This window comes from Rania fehmarnensis, assembly GCF_056494185.1.
The window spans coordinates 2,462,360-2,478,231 of record NZ_CM151398.1; the positions used below are offsets into that span (position 1 = coordinate 2,462,360).

Annotated in this window: 10 protein-coding genes; 3 read left to right on the forward strand and 7 right to left on the reverse strand. The window is 56.0% G+C overall.

Annotated features, from left to right (window positions below; all coding sequences use genetic code 11):
• Nucleotides 1-185: 185 nt before the first annotated feature.
• The 3 genes from SH573x_RS08155 to SH573x_RS08165 form a co-directional block, all read right to left on the reverse strand.
• Entirely contained in the window at nt 186-1,352 is a 1,167-nt protein-coding gene (locus tag SH573x_RS08155; RefSeq protein ID WP_479354040.1) for an FtsX-like permease family protein, read from the reverse strand.
• A 64-nt stretch (nt 1,353-1,416) separates the two neighbouring features.
• A complete protein-coding gene (locus tag SH573x_RS08160) occupies nt 1,417-2,628 on the reverse strand; it encodes an FtsX-like permease family protein (RefSeq protein WP_479354042.1) in 1,212 nt (403 codons plus the stop codon).
• A gap of 6 nt (nt 2,629-2,634) precedes the next feature.
• Nucleotides 2,635-3,822 carry a hypothetical protein gene (locus SH573x_RS08165; RefSeq protein WP_479354044.1) on the reverse strand — a complete coding sequence of 396 codons (1,188 nt, stop codon included), beginning with the start codon at nt 3,820-3,822 and terminating at the stop codon, nt 2,635-2,637.
• 240 nt (nt 3,823-4,062) lie between these two features.
• On the opposite strand from SH573x_RS08165, the gene SH573x_RS08170 reads away from it, so the two are divergent.
• Nucleotides 4,063-5,223, forward strand: coding sequence for an ATP-binding cassette domain-containing protein (locus tag SH573x_RS08170; protein WP_479354046.1), 1,161 nt, complete (start codon nt 4,063-4,065; stop codon nt 5,221-5,223).
• A 379-nt stretch (nt 5,224-5,602) separates the two neighbouring features.
• On the opposite strand, the gene SH573x_RS08175 is transcribed toward SH573x_RS08170, so the two are convergent.
• The 3 genes from SH573x_RS08175 to glgP form a co-directional block, all read right to left on the reverse strand.
• A complete protein-coding gene (locus SH573x_RS08175) occupies nt 5,603-7,117 on the reverse strand; it encodes a transposase (protein WP_479354047.1) in 1,515 nt (504 codons plus the stop codon).
• A gap of 822 nt (nt 7,118-7,939) precedes the next feature.
• Nucleotides 7,940-8,287 carry a P-II family nitrogen regulator gene (locus tag SH573x_RS08180; RefSeq protein WP_479354049.1) on the reverse strand — a complete coding sequence of 116 codons (348 nt, stop codon included), beginning with the start codon at nt 8,285-8,287 and terminating at the stop codon, nt 7,940-7,942.
• Between the two features lie 97 nt (nt 8,288-8,384).
• The gene (gene glgP / locus SH573x_RS08185) at nt 8,385-10,589 is read right to left on the reverse strand and encodes an alpha-glucan family phosphorylase (protein WP_479354050.1); all 2,205 of its coding nucleotides are present in this window, start codon (nt 10,587-10,589) and stop codon (nt 8,385-8,387) included.
• Between the two features lie 213 nt (nt 10,590-10,802).
• Here glgP and SH573x_RS08190 point away from each other — a divergent pair, with 213 nt between their 5' ends.
• Together SH573x_RS08190 and SH573x_RS08195 are read left to right on the forward strand one after the other, a co-directional pair.
• Nucleotides 10,803-11,912, forward strand: a complete 1,110-nt coding sequence (locus SH573x_RS08190) for an acyl-CoA dehydrogenase family protein (protein WP_479354052.1) — start codon at nt 10,803-10,805, stop codon at nt 11,910-11,912.
• A 119-nt stretch (nt 11,913-12,031) separates the two neighbouring features.
• The gene (locus SH573x_RS08195; protein WP_479354054.1) at nt 12,032-12,739 is read left to right on the forward strand and encodes an LON peptidase substrate-binding domain-containing protein; all 708 of its coding nucleotides are present in this window, start codon (nt 12,032-12,034) and stop codon (nt 12,737-12,739) included.
• Nucleotides 12,740-12,807: 68 nt separating this feature from the next.
• Here SH573x_RS08195 and SH573x_RS08200 read toward each other — a convergent pair whose 3' ends face one another.
• A complete protein-coding gene (locus SH573x_RS08200; protein ID WP_479354055.1) occupies nt 12,808-15,849 on the reverse strand; it encodes a VWA domain-containing protein in 3,042 nt (1,013 codons plus the stop codon).
• Nucleotides 15,850-15,872 lie beyond the last annotated feature (23 nt).

Genomic DNA, 15,872 nt, shown 5'->3' on the forward strand with positions numbered 1-15,872 from the left:
TAGGCGTTAGCCTCGGTTATTTTGCAACCTACGGTCGTGAACGTTTAAGTATCGGGGCTACTCAAACGCAACGCACCTGAGGCCAGCGCAGCCGTTGCCTTGAACGTTGGGTTATTACATCAAAGCTGTGGCAGGCGCCACAGCACTCCAAAGGAACCGCCGCTAACGCCTTCGGCTTAGTTCCATCAAAACAAATTGGCTGGGTCGGCGCGGAACAATCTTCTTAACGCCAGTACGCCGCTGATCAGGCACATGGCCAGCGTCAGTATCCACACCAAGGCAACGCGGTCCCAAGTCAAGCGCATGACCAGGCCGCTGGCGGAGGCCAACAAATCGTACAGCGCCCATGAAATGGCCAAGCCTGGAATAAAACCGATACAGGCCAGGTAAAATGACTGGCACAGGATCAAGCTCCAGAAGTAGCCGTTACCATATCCCATCGCTTTGAGGGTCGCCAGTTCCGGCATGTTCTCACTGATGTCGGTGAACTGAATTTGGTAACAGATGATGGCGCCGACAATGAGACCCATGATCGTGCCGATACCGAAGATGACACCAATCGGTGTATTGCGTGACCAGAAACGAACTTCGCGCGCCACAAAGTCTGACCTCCGGTAAATGGAGATCTCTTGTGGATTTAGTTGGGCTAGTTCGTTGATGATCGCTGCAGCATCCGCATCGGTGGCAAGTTTAATCAGTCCTATATCCACCAAGTCCATGGGGTCGCGCGTGGGAGATCGAAACGGAAAGAGGCTCGGATACAAGCGGTTTGACATAAGCAGCGTGCCATCGTTGGCAAAATCGGTGCCCAGTGTAAAGGAATCCATCAAGCGAATGCGGGTGCCATTGAGTTCAACATGTTGAGCTTGCAAGCGTTGCGCATCGCTGACAGCAAATCCATAGGCCGCTTTACTACGACGATCGACCAGGGCCGACTGCTGCTCGTCAGCCTCCCTCAGCTTCTCGGCTAACTGGTCATCGGTGAAGAATTCCGGATCGGGATCGATGGCCAGAACACGAATCGTGCGACCTTTGTGGCCTTCGACTTTGACGCTGGCCATATTGCGTTCGGTGCGCAGCGCGGAAACAGCTTGAATACCCTTGGTCGCTTCGGCTCGCTGCAACCAGTGCAGTTTGAATCGGCGTTCGCTGGATAAGTTGTAGCGCGCGGGGCTGACCATGATGATGTCAGCTTCAAACAGATTGATCAGCTCGACATTGCTATCGAATAGTGCGTTGCGAAAACCAATCTGCATAAACATCAGCAGCACGGCAAACCCCACACCGGTAGCCGACAGCAGTAGTTTGCTGCGGCTGCTGGTCAGGTTTTTCCAGGCAAGCGCGGTACGCATTTGAGAAGTGTGAAGTTTGAAGTGTGAAGTTTGAAATCAACAATCGGAAATCGAAAATCTAAAATCAGAACAGGTTGGCTGGTTCGGCTTTCCACAATTTACGGAGGGCGAGTGTACCGCTGGCCAGGCATACGGCGATGCCGAGCAATCCGACGCCGATGATGCGGGCTGGGTTCATGGCGATGGGAATGCCTGAGGCGCCTTCGGTAACGCGATAGAGAACTTCGGATACTCCCCACGAGACCACAAAGCCGCTTAGACCTAAGGCGATGGCTTGCGTGAGGACCACGGTGCATAGATAAACGTGCGAATATCCGATGGCTAACAGTGTGGCGTATTCAGGCAAGCGGTCCGTTACATCGGTTGCCAGGACCATATATACGATCGCTGCGCCGACCAGTAGCGAAAGAGCGACGCCTAATTGGAAGATCAATCCAATGGGTGTTTGCCAGAGCCAACGTTGTCGTTCCCAGCGAATGACTTCGTCGCGTGACATGACATCGACCGTGGGAATGCGATCGCCGGGGCCGAGCTTGCCCAGACGAGTGCGCAGTTGAGCGAGCACTTCGGTAGCGGAAGTGTTTTCGCTCAGTCGTACTAGACCAAATGATGTATACGAATCGGCTTCCCACGGTACTGCGCGATCAAAGCCGCGATCGCTGGTCAGCACAGCTGCGTTGGCCGCCAGGCCGGTGCCTAGTTTGAACACGCCGACGATCTTGAATCGTTCGCCACCCATTTCCGCTTCGCGCTCGGCATCATCCGCAGTGAACTTGCGACCGTTTAATGGACCATAATCGGGGCGCGTTGAATCGTCGACCAGTACATTGTGATCGGAAGCCAGCAGGTACTGTAATTGAGTTATCTCGGGTCGATCGAACACCACGTCGCTTGGACGCACACCCATAACGGCCAGCGGCAGGAACTGAGGTTTGAAATTGGCCATGCGCTTAGAATTACCCAGTGGCGGCAAACTGCGCCAGTTTTGTAGTCCGATCCACATCGGCACGACTTCGCGCACTCCAGCTAGACCTGAGGCGACGCTTAAGCTCGTGATAGGAACGCGTCCGGGCTCATACAGGTGAGCATAGTCGGTGCTGCGAATGAGCAGGTCGAACTGCAGGTGCTCGTAGACGTTAACGGCCGTATGCGACACGGCCCCTTGAAAGCCGAGTTGCATGAAGACGAGCAGCAGTGCGAAGCCGACACCGGCTGTTGATACGATGGTGCGCGCCAGTTGGTGCCACAGATTATGCAAGGCCAGCGGTGTGCGCATAGGGCATCAAGAACCCGCGCCGGCGTTGGCGGTGTCCAGCGGAATGGACACTTCTACTTGCAACTGCAACCATCGCGCGGCCACGGCCACATCGGCTGCGTCAATCTCAACTTGCACCGGCAGGGTGCGATAGTCAGTCTTGGCAAGGGGGTCGGTTGCGCGGAGTTGCGGATGGCCGATCAGGCGATCGATACGCGAAACCTTGCCGACTAATGGTTTCTCGAAGGCATCGCTGCGCAAGATGGCTGTTTGGCCAAGTTTCACCAGTGGCGCATCGGTTTGATAGACTTCGACTTGGCAGATCATATGGCTCAGATCGGCTACTTGGGCCAGAGGGAACTGAGCTACGTTCTCGCCGATGCGTGCGTCCAAGGAGACGACGGTACCATCGATGGGGCTTGTGATTTGCGAAAGTGAGAGTTGTTGTTTAGCGGTGGCGATTTGAGCTTCCAGCACTGCGCTCGGGTTTACCTTCTGCGCCAGTTCGAGCGATTTTTGCGCGGCGCGTAGTTTTTCTTCTGCCAGCTGCACTGCGCCTTTGGCCGCCAGATCGGCTTGTTCGAGCGAATCGTTTTGTGTTTGATACTGCAGTTGGGCGGCGGTGACGGTGGCCCGTTGTTTCTCGATATCAAGTCGGCTAACCATTGCCTTGGTCAGTGGATCATTGGCGATGGTTTGAATGCGCGCAAGGGCCGCTTGACCATCTTGCCACTGTTGTTTCAAGAGATCTAGCGATGGTCGACTGCGGGTGATGGACTGCAGTTGCTCACTGGCTTGTTTCAGTTGTAGTTGGCTGGCACTGACATCGATTTGCGCACGCTCGACATTGGCGGCATGTTGCAACTTGGCATCGGCCAATTGTTGTATCAATGTTTCGAGCTGTGCTTGTCTGGCGAGGGCGGAGCGTAGGGTGATGATAAGCTGACCGCTTTTGACTTGATCGCCAACGGCTACATTGATCTTGTCAACGGCATCGCCTGGGGTACCCGAGAGGCGAATTAATCCGCGGGAGGGTTGGATTTGGCCTTGGGCGATGATGCGGGTGGGGCGAACTGCTTGTTTGTTGCTGGCCGGGGTGGTGTTGGGGCTGGAGGGAGCAGTGGGTTTGCAGCCGACGACAGCACTGGTGATCAGGCCGGATGTGTAGAGTGCTACCAAGGTGTAGTTGCTCAGTCGAAGTTGGCGTGATCGCATCAGGGGCATCAGATTCGGGTTAGTTTGAGGAGTTGGGAACGTGTAGCTATTATGATAGGAGTCGGCAAGCCAGGGAAGGATTGCGGGCACTTTCCCCTAGGGAGGCTGATTGGCAAGGTGGCGGACGAATCTCTGCATTGCAGGTTATCGGCAAATGATTAATGTAGTGCTTGCATTACGACGAAAGGAACTGTCGGGCTTTTGGGATTGAGCTCCGATGATGAGGACAAGCCGTACTGGATGAATGAAGCACAGACTCAACAAACCGCCGTGCGGTTCGATCCGGAGTGGCGTTCGCGGCTGGCCGACGGTGTGCAGCCGGCAATAGTTGCGCGTAACCTGAATCACTATTACGGAACAGGTGAGCTGCGCAAGCAGGTGTTGCACGATAATTGTTTGGAAATCTATCCTGGCGAAATAATCATCATGACCGGGCCAAGCGGTTCGGGCAAAACAACTTTGTTGACGCTTATTGGAACTTTGCGTCGGGTGCAAGAGGGCGATCTGACGGTACTGGGCAAAGGGCTGCATGGTGCTTCGGGCAAAGAGCTGATGCGTTTGCGGCGCGAGATTGGTTTTATCTTTCAAGCTCACAATTTGTTTGATTCTCTGACTGCATTGCAGAATGTGCGGATGGCACTTGAATTGGTTGAGCCGCATGCATCGCGTGGACGGCAAAGCGAACAAGCCAAAGAGATGTTGACGGCGGTGGGTCTAGGGCAACGCACAGGGCACAAGCCGCGTCAGTTATCAGGTGGTCAAAAGCAGCGCGTGGCGATTGCGCGGGGGTTGGTGCATCGGCCCAAGTTGGTATTGGCTGACGAACCGACGGCGGCCTTGGACGAGCAGAGTGGTCGAGCTGTCGTCGAGCTATTCAAAACGATGGCGCGAGAACATCAGGTCTCGATTGTTATTGTCACGCACGACAATCGCATCTTGGATGTGGCGGATCGCATCGTCAACTTGGTCGATGGTCGCATTCGCAGCGACGTGCTAGTTCAGGAAGCCGCGATTGTTTCGCAGATGTTGGCTCGCTGCGAGATCTTTGAACACTTGACTCCTCGGTCGTTGGCGGACATGGCCGATCAGTTTAGAGCCGAGCAAATTGCCGAAGGCATGCATGTTTTGCATGAAGGCGACCCAGGTGACAAGTTTTATTTGATTCGCAAAGGTACGGTCAGCGTTCGTCGGGGGCCAAACCAAGAAGAGGTCGCTCAGCTATCCGAAGGCGCTTTCTTTGGCGAGACCGCTCTGCTGACCGGTCAACCTCGCAACGCCAGCGTTGTCACGCTGACCAACACAACACTCTACTCGCTCAGTCAAGAGAATTTTAATTCTGTCGTTGGCCAACAAGCGTCGCTGGTCGACGAGATTCGAACCAGTCTGTTCGATAGACAGTAGACCCCTAGCCCGCGTCTGCCTGGGGACAGAGCACACGCTTCCCTTAATACCCGGGTCTTTCCCCGTGTATACCCGGGGTCTGTCCCCGTTCATATTCGCAGGCATTTTGAGGCTCAAGCGGTGGTGGGCGCGCGGTGGTGAGAGCGGTTTAGTTCGGATGCGCGCAGGTGGAGCGCGGGGGAAACGCTGTTTGGGAGTGGCGCGCGGGTGTGGGAGGCGATTTTTGAGGGCGTTGGCGGGTGTTGTGTGGCCGCTGGGCAGAGACCGGGATAGACCGGTAGCGAGACTCACCCGGTAGGTGAGTTTTTAGAAGGGCAAAAATTGCCTGGTTTGAAGCTGTCCGGCTAAGCTAGCAGAGCTTGTCGTGTGCCCGTCGGCCCTAGGCCGACGAACTAGACATGTCTGCCGCTTGCTCCGGCACAGTTGGTTCGGTCGGTTGCTGGGAGAGCGGTTGGATGGTCAACATCTCACGCGTGGCTTTGGGCATGTAGAAACGCTCATTGCGCGACGTGCTATGCGCATCGACGCTGTCGGGCATGCCAGCCACTGTGCTGAAGAGCTCATTGAAGCTGGTGACCAGCTTCATCCACACCTCCGGGGGAATCCCCAAACGCTCGAGGATCGGCGGAGTGTCGCTGGGCATCACGCCGCGTTTGCCAGGGCGAATCTGCCGCGCACACCATTCGAGCAACTCGATGTACTTGCCAATGGTCATCGTCAAATAGCCGCGATCACTACAGCGCTGACAACTGCGACTGAGCCGTGGTCCGATCGGATCCAGTGCTTCGTTGATCTCCAGCGGCGCCAGGTAGCCGCCCGGCCGCCAGGGCACAGGCGGCAACTTGCGCAGCTCGGCCATCTCCGGCGACTCCTCTTCACCCTCCTCAGGCTCGTAGGCCATCGCCGATCCAAACCGAAGGATCTGATCGGCCAGTGTCTCAGCCAGCGAACGCCGCCGGTCGGGCGCGGCCGCATTGGTGGAGAGGCTAGACGCCAAGATGTCCTGCGGCGGCGAGGCCTCCCTGCGATTGCTGGCAGCCACCTCCAGCGGCTGCACCTTGGTATCGCTAACCACTTGATCGCTGCCCAGTTGATCGTCCAGCAGGCTGTCGCTGGCCAGCGGCTGCGCTGCGCTTGAGCCGGATACTGGCTCCGTACCAGGATCGGAGATGGCTTCAGGTATGGCCTTGTTCTCGTCAGCAGGCATGACCATCAACAGATCTTGCAGTCTCCGCTGGATCGAGGTGTACTGGCTGTCTTCGAAGGTGTAGGCCATGACGGCGCGGATGGGATTGAGATTGATGTAAATCGAGCAAGCCAACACGGCTTCTTCATCCAGCAGGCGTACGCCGTGGAAGCGACCGTTCCAGAAGCTGCCAGTGGGCTTATTGGCTGCTTTGGCTTGGGCGTTGGCCCGCTGAGCCACGTGTTGGCAGATCTTGCGTATAAACCACGAGATGTCGCTGAGACGTTTGCGCAGCTCGGCGATAAACTCCGGCTGCCCGGTCAGGGCTCGAATCTGAGCTTTGGTAGGTCCGGTGGGCAGGGGAGCTCTGTCTTTATTCTTGCCTTTGCGTTTGCCAGAGCTGGGCGGGCAGAGGGTCAGCCAGCGGCGAGCTACCTCGGCATCGCTCCAGCACAGGACCACATCGGGCCGGGCTCTGCCCAGAACATGAAAGTGATTTTCCATAATAGCTTGATCCAGCACGTCGAAGGCGAAGTGCCCGGCACAGAACTGCATGTAGGTTTGAAACCACTCGCGTCGTTCGGAATGATCTTCGCCGGTGGTCTCGTCCAGTCCCATCAGGTACTGGCCGCGGACACAGCGATTGGAGATATGCACGGTGGCGACTTCGTCTGGACTGAACAAACTTCTCCGAGGTTTTCGAGCCATGATCTTGCACTCCTTTTTCTTGTGCTAGCAAACAGCAGTAGCCATCGGTAGCCCGGTGGCCGGTAACAACGAAACGTCACCCTATATAGATAGTGATGCGTCAAGGGCGCGCCGCCCCGCTGGCTGAGTGCATACCCTGTAAGCACCAGGGTTTTTCAAGACTGGGTCGCCCGAAAATATTCTGCAATATTTTTCGAGGCTCAAGAATCGCGTCTTCAATCTGCGCTAATTTGTGAGCTAGCAAAGGAAAGAGCATGGTGTATGTCCCCAGCGGCGGCGTGCATGCCGAGCAAGAGTGGGGACAGAGCACCGCCGCGCTCACAGGGGACACCATGATCCGGTGTCTGTCCCAGTCTCCCCAGTCTCATGCCTGGGGACAGACCCCGGGGTGATTTGCTGGCATTGCATGCGAACCACGTGCACGTGCTCTGTCCCCGGGCGCGCACGTGCACGTGCTCTGTCCCCGGGCGCGAACGGGGACAGAGCATAGGTGGAGCCCGCGACGTCTTCAATCAGCCCTAGTTTGTTAGCTAGCAAACTTGTGAGCAAGGTATATATCCGGACGGACGTCTGGTTTGAGGCAGGCTTGTGTTAGCGGGGTTCTGAGCGGCTGGACAGCCGCTCTACGATTGGGGACAGACCCCGGGCTGATTTGCTGACCCCTGGGCTGATTTGCTGGCATTGCAACGCGGCCCACGTGCGCGTGCTCTGTCCCTAGCCTAGTGTGGGGACAGACCACGGGATGAAGTGCGCAGCTGCGCACAGATTTGCTATCAAGGGCGTGAGGGCCTCGGTGTGAGCGTGCTCAGATCCAATCTGTGCCTAGACGGCTCCGGGGCCTCGGGAGCCGTTGTCGATGGTGATGGCCTCTTCGGCAGGCAGAATGAAAATCTTGCCGTCCCCGATGTTGCCTTCACTGCCAGTCTTGGCGATGCGCGAAATCGTTTCGACAGTACGCTCCAGAAAGTCATCGTTGACCACAATCTCCAGCGAGACTTTGCGCAACAGATGAGTCTTGTATTCAATGCCGCGATAGGTGGCTGTTTGACCTCGCTGGCGACCAAAGCCTTGCGCATCGCAGACCGTCATCCGCTGCACGCCAACTTGCTGCAATGCTTCACGCACCGCAGCCAGCTTAGTCGGTTGTATGATCGCCAATATGAGCTTCATCAGTGTTTCAGATCACAGGCTGGAAGCCTATGCCACAATACACACAGGCTGGAAGCCTATGCCACACAGGACACAGGCTGGAAGCCTATGCCACAGCTTAGTAGTGATAGTCCATCTTGACGCTCAGGCCACCGGCGGCTTCTAGGTAAGCGTGCTTGGTGTAATCCATCACCATGCGGTGTGAACTAAATCGCCAAGCACTGGTGCTGATGCTGTTCATCATCATCTTGATCCACTTGCGCGGCAGCCCGTCACGATCGCGATCGTAATAAGTCGGTATGACTCGCTGTTCAAGCGTCTCATATAGCCCGTCCGCGTCGCGGCGATCGGTGATGCGGTCGTCGACATGCACACTACCGTTACCGATCGAGAAGCCATTGGAGCCGTCAAACGCCTCTGCCCACCAACCGTCCAGAATCGAACAGTTCAAGCCACCGTTTAGCACGGCCTTCTGACCGCTAGTGCCCGATGCTTCAAGCGGACGACGGGGATTGTTCAGCCACACGTCGACGCCTTGGACAAAGTGGCGACAAACGTTGATGTCGTAGTCCTCGATGAAAGCTACGCGACCTTTGAAAGCCGGCTCGTGTCGCAGATTGGATATCTGCTGAATGAATCGCTTGCCAGGTTCGTCCTTGGGATGAGCCTTACCAGCGTAAATGATTTGGACGGGGCGGTCCTTGTCGTTGAGAATAGCTGAGATGCGGTCGACATCACTGAACAGTAGATTGGCTCGCTTGTAAGTTGCAAAGCGACGACCAAAACCTATGGTCAGTACATTGGGATCCAGCAGATTGCGAGCCGCTTCGATGACGTCATCGCTCTCGCCGCGACGGCGGCATTGACGACTGACGCGGCGGCGTACGAAAGCCAGCAGCAAGTTCTTTAGCGCGTTGTGCGTCTCCCATAATTCACCCGGATCGACGCTGTGAATGTATTGCCAAACATCGGGTTCACCAATTTTCTGCATCCAACCAGCCGGGAAGTGGCGATCGTACAACTGCGACATCTGCCAAGCCAACCAACTCGGGACGTGCACGCCGTTGGTGATGTGCCCCACTGGCACTTGCTCTTCAGCACGATCGGGCCACAGCGGCGACCACATGCGACGCGAAATATGACCATGCAGCGAACTGACCGCGTTGGCTTTACGCGAAAGCTTCAGCCCCAACACAGTCATGCAGAAAGGCTCGTTGTTGTCCGACGTGTTGACGCGGCCCAAGCCCATCAGTTGATCGTAGGAGATGCCCAGTTGATCACGCAGTGGTCCAAGATGCTCTTCCACCAGAGGACCGTCAAAGCGATCGTGACCCGCAGGCACCGGCGTGTGCGTGGTGAAACACGTCATCTGAGCAACTTCGCGACTGGCATTCTCAAACGACATGCCATCCTCTTTCATCCGCTGACGAATGGCTTCCAGTGGTCCAAAGGCGCTGTGGCCTTCGTTCAAATGAAAAACGCCCGGCGTAATGTCCAGGGCGCGCAGCGCTTTGACTCCCCCAACCCCCAGCACCAATTCTTGACGAATGCGCGTACGCTCATCACCGCCGTACAAGCGACTTGTCAGTTCGCGGTCTTCCGGGCGATTGCCTTCGACATTGCAGTCCAGCAAATACAAACGCACTCGACCCACTCGCATCAATTGCACACGCGCCAACAAGCGACCGTCACGCGTGTCGATGCTTACCGTGATCGGTTCGCCATCAGGACCCACGGCCGGTTCGATCGGCAAGTTCTGAACTTTGGTTTCGATATACTCTTCGCGCTGATAACCATCGTGGTCCAGATGCTGTTTGAAGTAACCGTGCGAATAGTACAGACCGATACCGACCAAAGGAACGCCCAACCCACTGGCACTCTTGATATGATCGCCCGAAAGCACTCCCAGACCGCCAGAATAGATAGGCAGCGACTCATGAATGCCAAACTCGGCCGAGAAGTACGCTACCGGTCGAGCACCAAGCACACCAGCATTGGTCGATGCCCATGTGTTGTTGGCAGATAAGTATTCTTGCAATCTGCGGTAAGCGTAATTGACGCGACTGTGCAGCACCATCTCGCTAGCGCGAACTGCCAGACGTTCAGGAGTGAACTCTCGTAAGAGCGCAATGGGATTGTGATCGACTTGCCGCCAACGTATGGGATCAATATCGCGAAATAGATTGTTGACCTCTGGATGCCAGCTCCACCACAGGTTGTGGGCCAAGGTCATGCACTTATCGTAAAGGGCTTCGGCTCCCATCTCGCTAGGGACCGGTTGACTGGCAGATTCGGCGAGGATTGCAACATCCACCTGACTCATGGGACATCCTGAACAAACTAGTGACAAACAAAGATCGGGTGTAATGTTGATTGTTATACTTCATTCAGACCGGACATTGAAAGACTGCATTCGACTCGATTGTCGCTCTTACGCCTCTTTCACTCACTTACGGCCGACAAACAGCCATGGGATTGCCCAACTGGGCAGCCTGACAGCCTTTGTAAAGCTCCTAAACTACCAGGATTCTGTTTAATGCAGGCACTCGAACAACTTTGTGCTCGCCTGGCCGCAGATGATTCCGAACACCCGGATATGCAGCAGCGCTTGAAATGGTGCGCCGAAGCTGGCGTGTTCCGCTGGTTTGTACCCCAAGAATTCGGCGGTTGGCAGTGGTCCGACGCGCAGCAGATCGAAGGCTACCTGGAACTCAGCCAAGCATGCCTCACAACTGCATTTGTACTGACCCAATGGAATGCGGCCTGCAAACGCATCGCGCTCAGCCACAACCAAGAATTGCGCCAGCGCTGGCTGCCAGCCATGGCGCGCGGTGACGTAACAGCTACCGTGGGTATTAGTCATTTAACCACCAGTCGCCAGCATGTCGCCAAACCCGTGCTGCAGGCACTGGAACAGTCCAACGGCACATGGATCCTGGACGGCTTCAGCCCCTGGGTAACAGCGGCCGCGCTGGCGGACCTGTTGGTCGTAGGTGGCACAGCCGCTGATGGCCGCCAGATTCTATGCGCCGTGCCTACCGATCGCGCCGGTGTGGAAGTCGGCCAGGGCGTCCCACTGGTGGCTCTCTCGGCCAGCGCCACCGATGCCGTGTACTTCCGTCAAGTAAGTGTCGAGCCCACCGAAATATTAGCCGGACCAATTCAAAATGTGATGCACAGTGGGGCTGGAGGCGGAACAGGTGGACTGCAAACATCAACGCTCGCCATCGGATTGACACTCTCGGCCGTAAGATTCTTGCAGAGCGAAGCTGACAAGCGACCTGACTTGCGCGCAGTGGCCGATAAGCTGGCGCGCGATGCGGAAGAGCTGCGCGAATCGCTTATGCGATTGGCGCATGGACCGCAGGGCAAGGAGCCAGGGAAAGAGGGTCACAGGCTGGAATCCTATGCCACAGACAGGCTGGAAGCCTATGCCACACCTGGGATGGATGCCCATGCCACGCGCGAGAAAGCTAACTCGTTGGTGTTGCGTGCTACGCAAGCCGCTTTGGTGGCGGCCAAAGGAGCTGGATTTGTAACTGGACACCCGACCGGACGTTGGTGTCGCGAAGCATTATTTTTTTTAGTTTGGAGTTGTCCACAGCCGGTTTTAGCTGCAAACCTCTGCGAATTCGCACAGGTTTGATCGAGACCGTTTCCATCTGCATTACTGCCAATGGGGGGCCAGGACTTGAAGCGTCCCCTAATGTAAAGGTAGTTAGTTTATATTGACGGTTTCCCGTTCCGGTGATTGGCAGGCCTCTAATGAGCGATCTTCAAAGTGCGGTAAGCTGGCCTGACGATTTTTGTGGTCGCGTCAGACTGTTCCCACTACCCAACCTGGTGCTCTTCCCCCATGTTGTCCAGCCTCTGCATATTTTCGAACCTCGATACTGCGAGATGCTGTCCGACTCGATGTCGACAGATCGCCTGATCGGCATGGCACTGCTGGAACCGGGCTGGGAAGTCCAATATCAGAAGAAGCCGCCGATCGCCTCAGTCGTGTGCATCGGCAAAGTGATTACTCACACTCCGACTCAAGATCATCGCCACAATATTCTGCTGGCAGGCTTAAGAAGAGCCCGGATCGTGCGTGAGATCGAGTGTGGCGAGCGCAGCTATCGACAAGCCGAAGTGGAACTATTGGCCGATCATTATCCATCGAATTGCGTGGCCGATCGCAACCAGGCCCAAGATGGTCTGCTGGACATGTTTTCCCAGTTGGTGCCCGATGGGCTGGGCGTCCAGGAGAGTTTTCAGCAGTTGATCGGAGCGCAGTTGCCGCTGGGTATTCTCACCGACGTGATTACGTTCACCCTGGGGCTGCCACTGCCCATCAAGCAGCAATTGCTCGGCGAAGCCAACGTCGACATACGCTGTCGCATCTTATCGCGTTGTTTGAAAGAGATGCTCAAAAGTCGCGAATCGAACGCCGCGGATACAGATTTCCCACCCAAGTTCTCAAGCAACTAAATAGTTCTCAAGCAACTAAATCGCCTGGGTCAGGTTCTCAAACATCAACTTCAACAAGTCGTTGGAAGTTACTCTTTCTGCCCAGTCTTCTTTTGCGCTTCCTTTTTAGCTGCCAAGAGTCTCGAAGTGTAGCCTTCTTCCTTCTTCTCTTCGCTCAGGCTCTGCGCGCTTTGGGTAGGAGTCGTCGGCTTAGGCCGGCTCGCTTGAGCGGCGGTCAGCGTATCGGCATCCACTGGCCCTTCGCTTTCAAAACGAGTGGACGCGCGCTGTTGGTCGAGTTCCTCGTTAACGGCCGACTTGCGTCCGCGCAGACGTTCAAGACTCTGCTGGCGTGCCACATCTTCGGCTTTGACCTTGGGTTTGGTGCGAGCCACTAACCACTTGATAGGATAGGTGTAGTCGAGGGCCACGCGGCGTACAAAGATATCGGCGAACAGACAGATGGCCCCTAAAAGTACGCACCAAGGCCAGATGTCTTGCAGACTACGCGCTTGGGGCAAGCCTGGACGATAGGTGTTCAGCCCCAGGACCTCCTTGAGCGATTGTGGATCCAGCGGAGCCGTGATCTGGCCCGCTGCGCCACCTTTAGGTTCAGTCCCCGCGATCTGTGTGAGCACATTCATATTAGTTTGGCGAATGCGGTATTCATCTGAGAACGGCACCGAGACACCTGTCGTTAGCGGCGCCATGTTGGGGCCGGGAATCACGTTCAGTAAGTAACTGCCGGCGTTGTCGGTTTCGATCGAACCGACATAGCGACCCGGTGCGGCTTGACGCATCACCAGTGGTTGTGGTTTGAGGTCAGGGCCGACAACCACGGCGCCCATGTCGAGAAAGTTCAGAAACTCATCTTGCTGATTAAGCGCGTTGACGACGACTTCGATCTTGCCTTCGGTGTAGCTGGCCGCGACTGAAAACTTGGCATCGTTCTTGGCCGGTCGCATGATGACGCGGACTAGTTGCGTAAAGAACTGGTCATAGCCGGACCATTGCGCCCAGGTGCCTGCCCAGCGTTTGCCGACGTCGCTCGTGAAGACGGCCGTCTTGCCGGCGCCATACTGCCAGGTTGCCAGGATCGATTGATTTTCTGGTTCCGAAGGCTTGTTGGCTTGAATAGGTACTTGTACAAGCGAACTGGACTTGGTGGTGGTGAGCACGAAGCCTTTCAGCGGTGGCAGGTCACGCGATAGACCTTGGACAATTTCATGGGGATAAGTGATTTGTGGTTGCACACCGCCATCGGGTTCAAAGACCAATGGTCGCGACACCCGCATCGCTTCGCGAATGAAGATACGTGGTAGTGCGGCGGCATTGACGGCTTCGTAGTAGTTACCACCTGTTGCCAAGGCGATGTTCTTCAGGCGCGCACTGGTGGCCGGTCCGTGGGAACCAACGGCCACGGTGCTAATTTTGATTTGAGAATTTTTAAAGCCGTTCAGAACACTCGTCGAAGGATCGGTCGGATCGCCATCGCTGATGATGATCGTATGCTTGACCGAGGCCGGCGTGGCTACCAGTGAATTGAGCACGCGACGCATTGCGGGCTCGAAGTCAGGCATGTCGCCGGGAGTCATACGATTCAATCGTCCGATGATCGCTTGACGATTAGGCCCGACGCGAATCATGCCGTTGGTATCGCCCCACAGCCATTGATCGCCCAGGTTGCCGTACTGCATCACGCCCACAAAATCCATCGGTCCCAGCCGCTCCATGGCGGCGCGTGCAATCCGCTTCTGCCAATAGTTGCCTTGTGCGATTTCCGAAGCGTGCAAGATCATCGCCAGCGCGCCTACAGCATCGACTTTGGTATTTTTAATTTGAAAATCAACCGGCATGGCTTTTTCAAGTTCGGTATTGGCCCAGCCACCAGCACCGAAGGCATTGGGTCCACCTAACATTAAGATGCCGCTGCCGAAGGTCTCGCAATTGCGAACCATCATCTCGATCTGTTCGTCCGAAAAGCTGGATATGCTATCAGCAGTCTCACCACTACTGCGCGGCACCCCGGCCAAGATCACACAATCGTACGCCTGTAACTCCGCCATCGATGAAAAGAGCTGATCGCTGGTTTGAACGTCAACCTCAATGTCACCTCGACGCAGCGCTTCGATTAGCAGCGAGTACTCACCTGGCGCATTCCAGTCTTCAATCAGCAATACGCGACCTTTACCGCGCACAAAGGTGAAGGCATCGGCGCGATTGTTTTGCTGAAGCGCGTCGTTCATGGGATCTTTGGGCACGAACTCGGCGCGATAGGTATAGCCGGCCGGTTGGTCGATCACATCGTTGATAGGAAAGACGTTGACGTCTTTGTCGAGCACTTGCGTGCTCTCGTGCAGCAGCTCTTCGCGCGGTCCGACGTTGCGCATCACGCGCAGCGTGCCTTCGACTGGATTGTTTTGATCGCCTTCTTGATAGCGCTGGACCACGACTTTCGTTTCGAACGGTTGTCCTTGGCGGATATCGGTGGGCAAGTCAACCTTCTCGACCATGATTTCCGATCTGGCGGCCAGGTCGATGGGGATTACGTCGATACCAATTCCATTTTCGGCCATGCGTTTGGCCGTGACCGAAGCTGAGCCGAGCGTTTCAACTCCGTCGGTGATAACTACCACGCGTTTGGCAGAGTCCTCTGGGAAGGACGCTTGAGCCAACTTCAAGGCCGCTTCGAGATTGGTGGCATCGGTGCGACCAAGATAGCTTTCCACACCTTTGACATCGGGCAAGTCATCGTGAAAGGGTGGGAACTCAATGGCTGCTTCGCGACCAAAGACGATCAAACCCGAACGGTCGTCGCGACTGTCGTTGCGGAACTGGCGCACTGATTCGATGGCGTAGTTGAGCATCAAATCGCGCTTGGCGCGAGCGATACTGTCGCTCTGATCGAGCAAGTAGATGACCGTCAGCTTGTCGCTCTTCCATACCCACTGAACGCCAGCGAGGGCAAAGATGAGCATAGCCAGCAAGATGGATCGAAACGTCAAGGCTGCGACGCGCCGGCCCATGCCCAGTCCGCTCAGCGAACCGTAGCTACTGAGCCAAATAATTGGCAGCACCAACAACAACAGGAGCATCCACGGATACTCAAATGAAAATGAGATATTTCCCATTACGTCTCGTTGCCAGCGTCAGG

Coding starts and splice junctions, on each gene's coding strand:
- SH573x_RS08155 (WP_479354040.1), bottom strand. CDS start 1,352: ATGCGTACCGCGCTTGCCTGGAAAAACCTGACCAGCAGCCGCAGCAAA.
- SH573x_RS08160 (WP_479354042.1), bottom strand. CDS start 2,628: ATGCGCACACCGCTGGCCTTGCATAATCTGTGGCACCAACTGGCGCGC.
- SH573x_RS08165 (WP_479354044.1), bottom strand. CDS start 3,822: ATGCGATCACGCCAACTTCGACTGAGCAACTACACCTTGGTAGCACTC.
- SH573x_RS08170 (WP_479354046.1), top strand. CDS start 4,063: ATGAATGAAGCACAGACTCAACAAACCGCCGTGCGGTTCGATCCGGAG.
- SH573x_RS08175 (WP_479354047.1), bottom strand. CDS start 7,117: ATGGCTCGAAAACCTCGGAGAAGTTTGTTCAGTCCAGACGAAGTCGCC.
- SH573x_RS08180 (WP_479354049.1), bottom strand. CDS start 8,287: ATGAAGCTCATATTGGCGATCATACAACCGACTAAGCTGGCTGCGGTG.
- glgP (WP_479354050.1), bottom strand. CDS start 10,589: ATGAGTCAGGTGGATGTTGCAATCCTCGCCGAATCTGCCAGTCAACCG.
- SH573x_RS08190 (WP_479354052.1), top strand. CDS start 10,803: ATGCAGGCACTCGAACAACTTTGTGCTCGCCTGGCCGCAGATGATTCC.
- SH573x_RS08195 (WP_479354054.1), top strand. CDS start 12,032: ATGAGCGATCTTCAAAGTGCGGTAAGCTGGCCTGACGATTTTTGTGGT.
- SH573x_RS08200 (WP_479354055.1), bottom strand. CDS start 15,849: ATGGGAAATATCTCATTTTCATTTGAGTATCCGTGGATGCTCCTGTTG.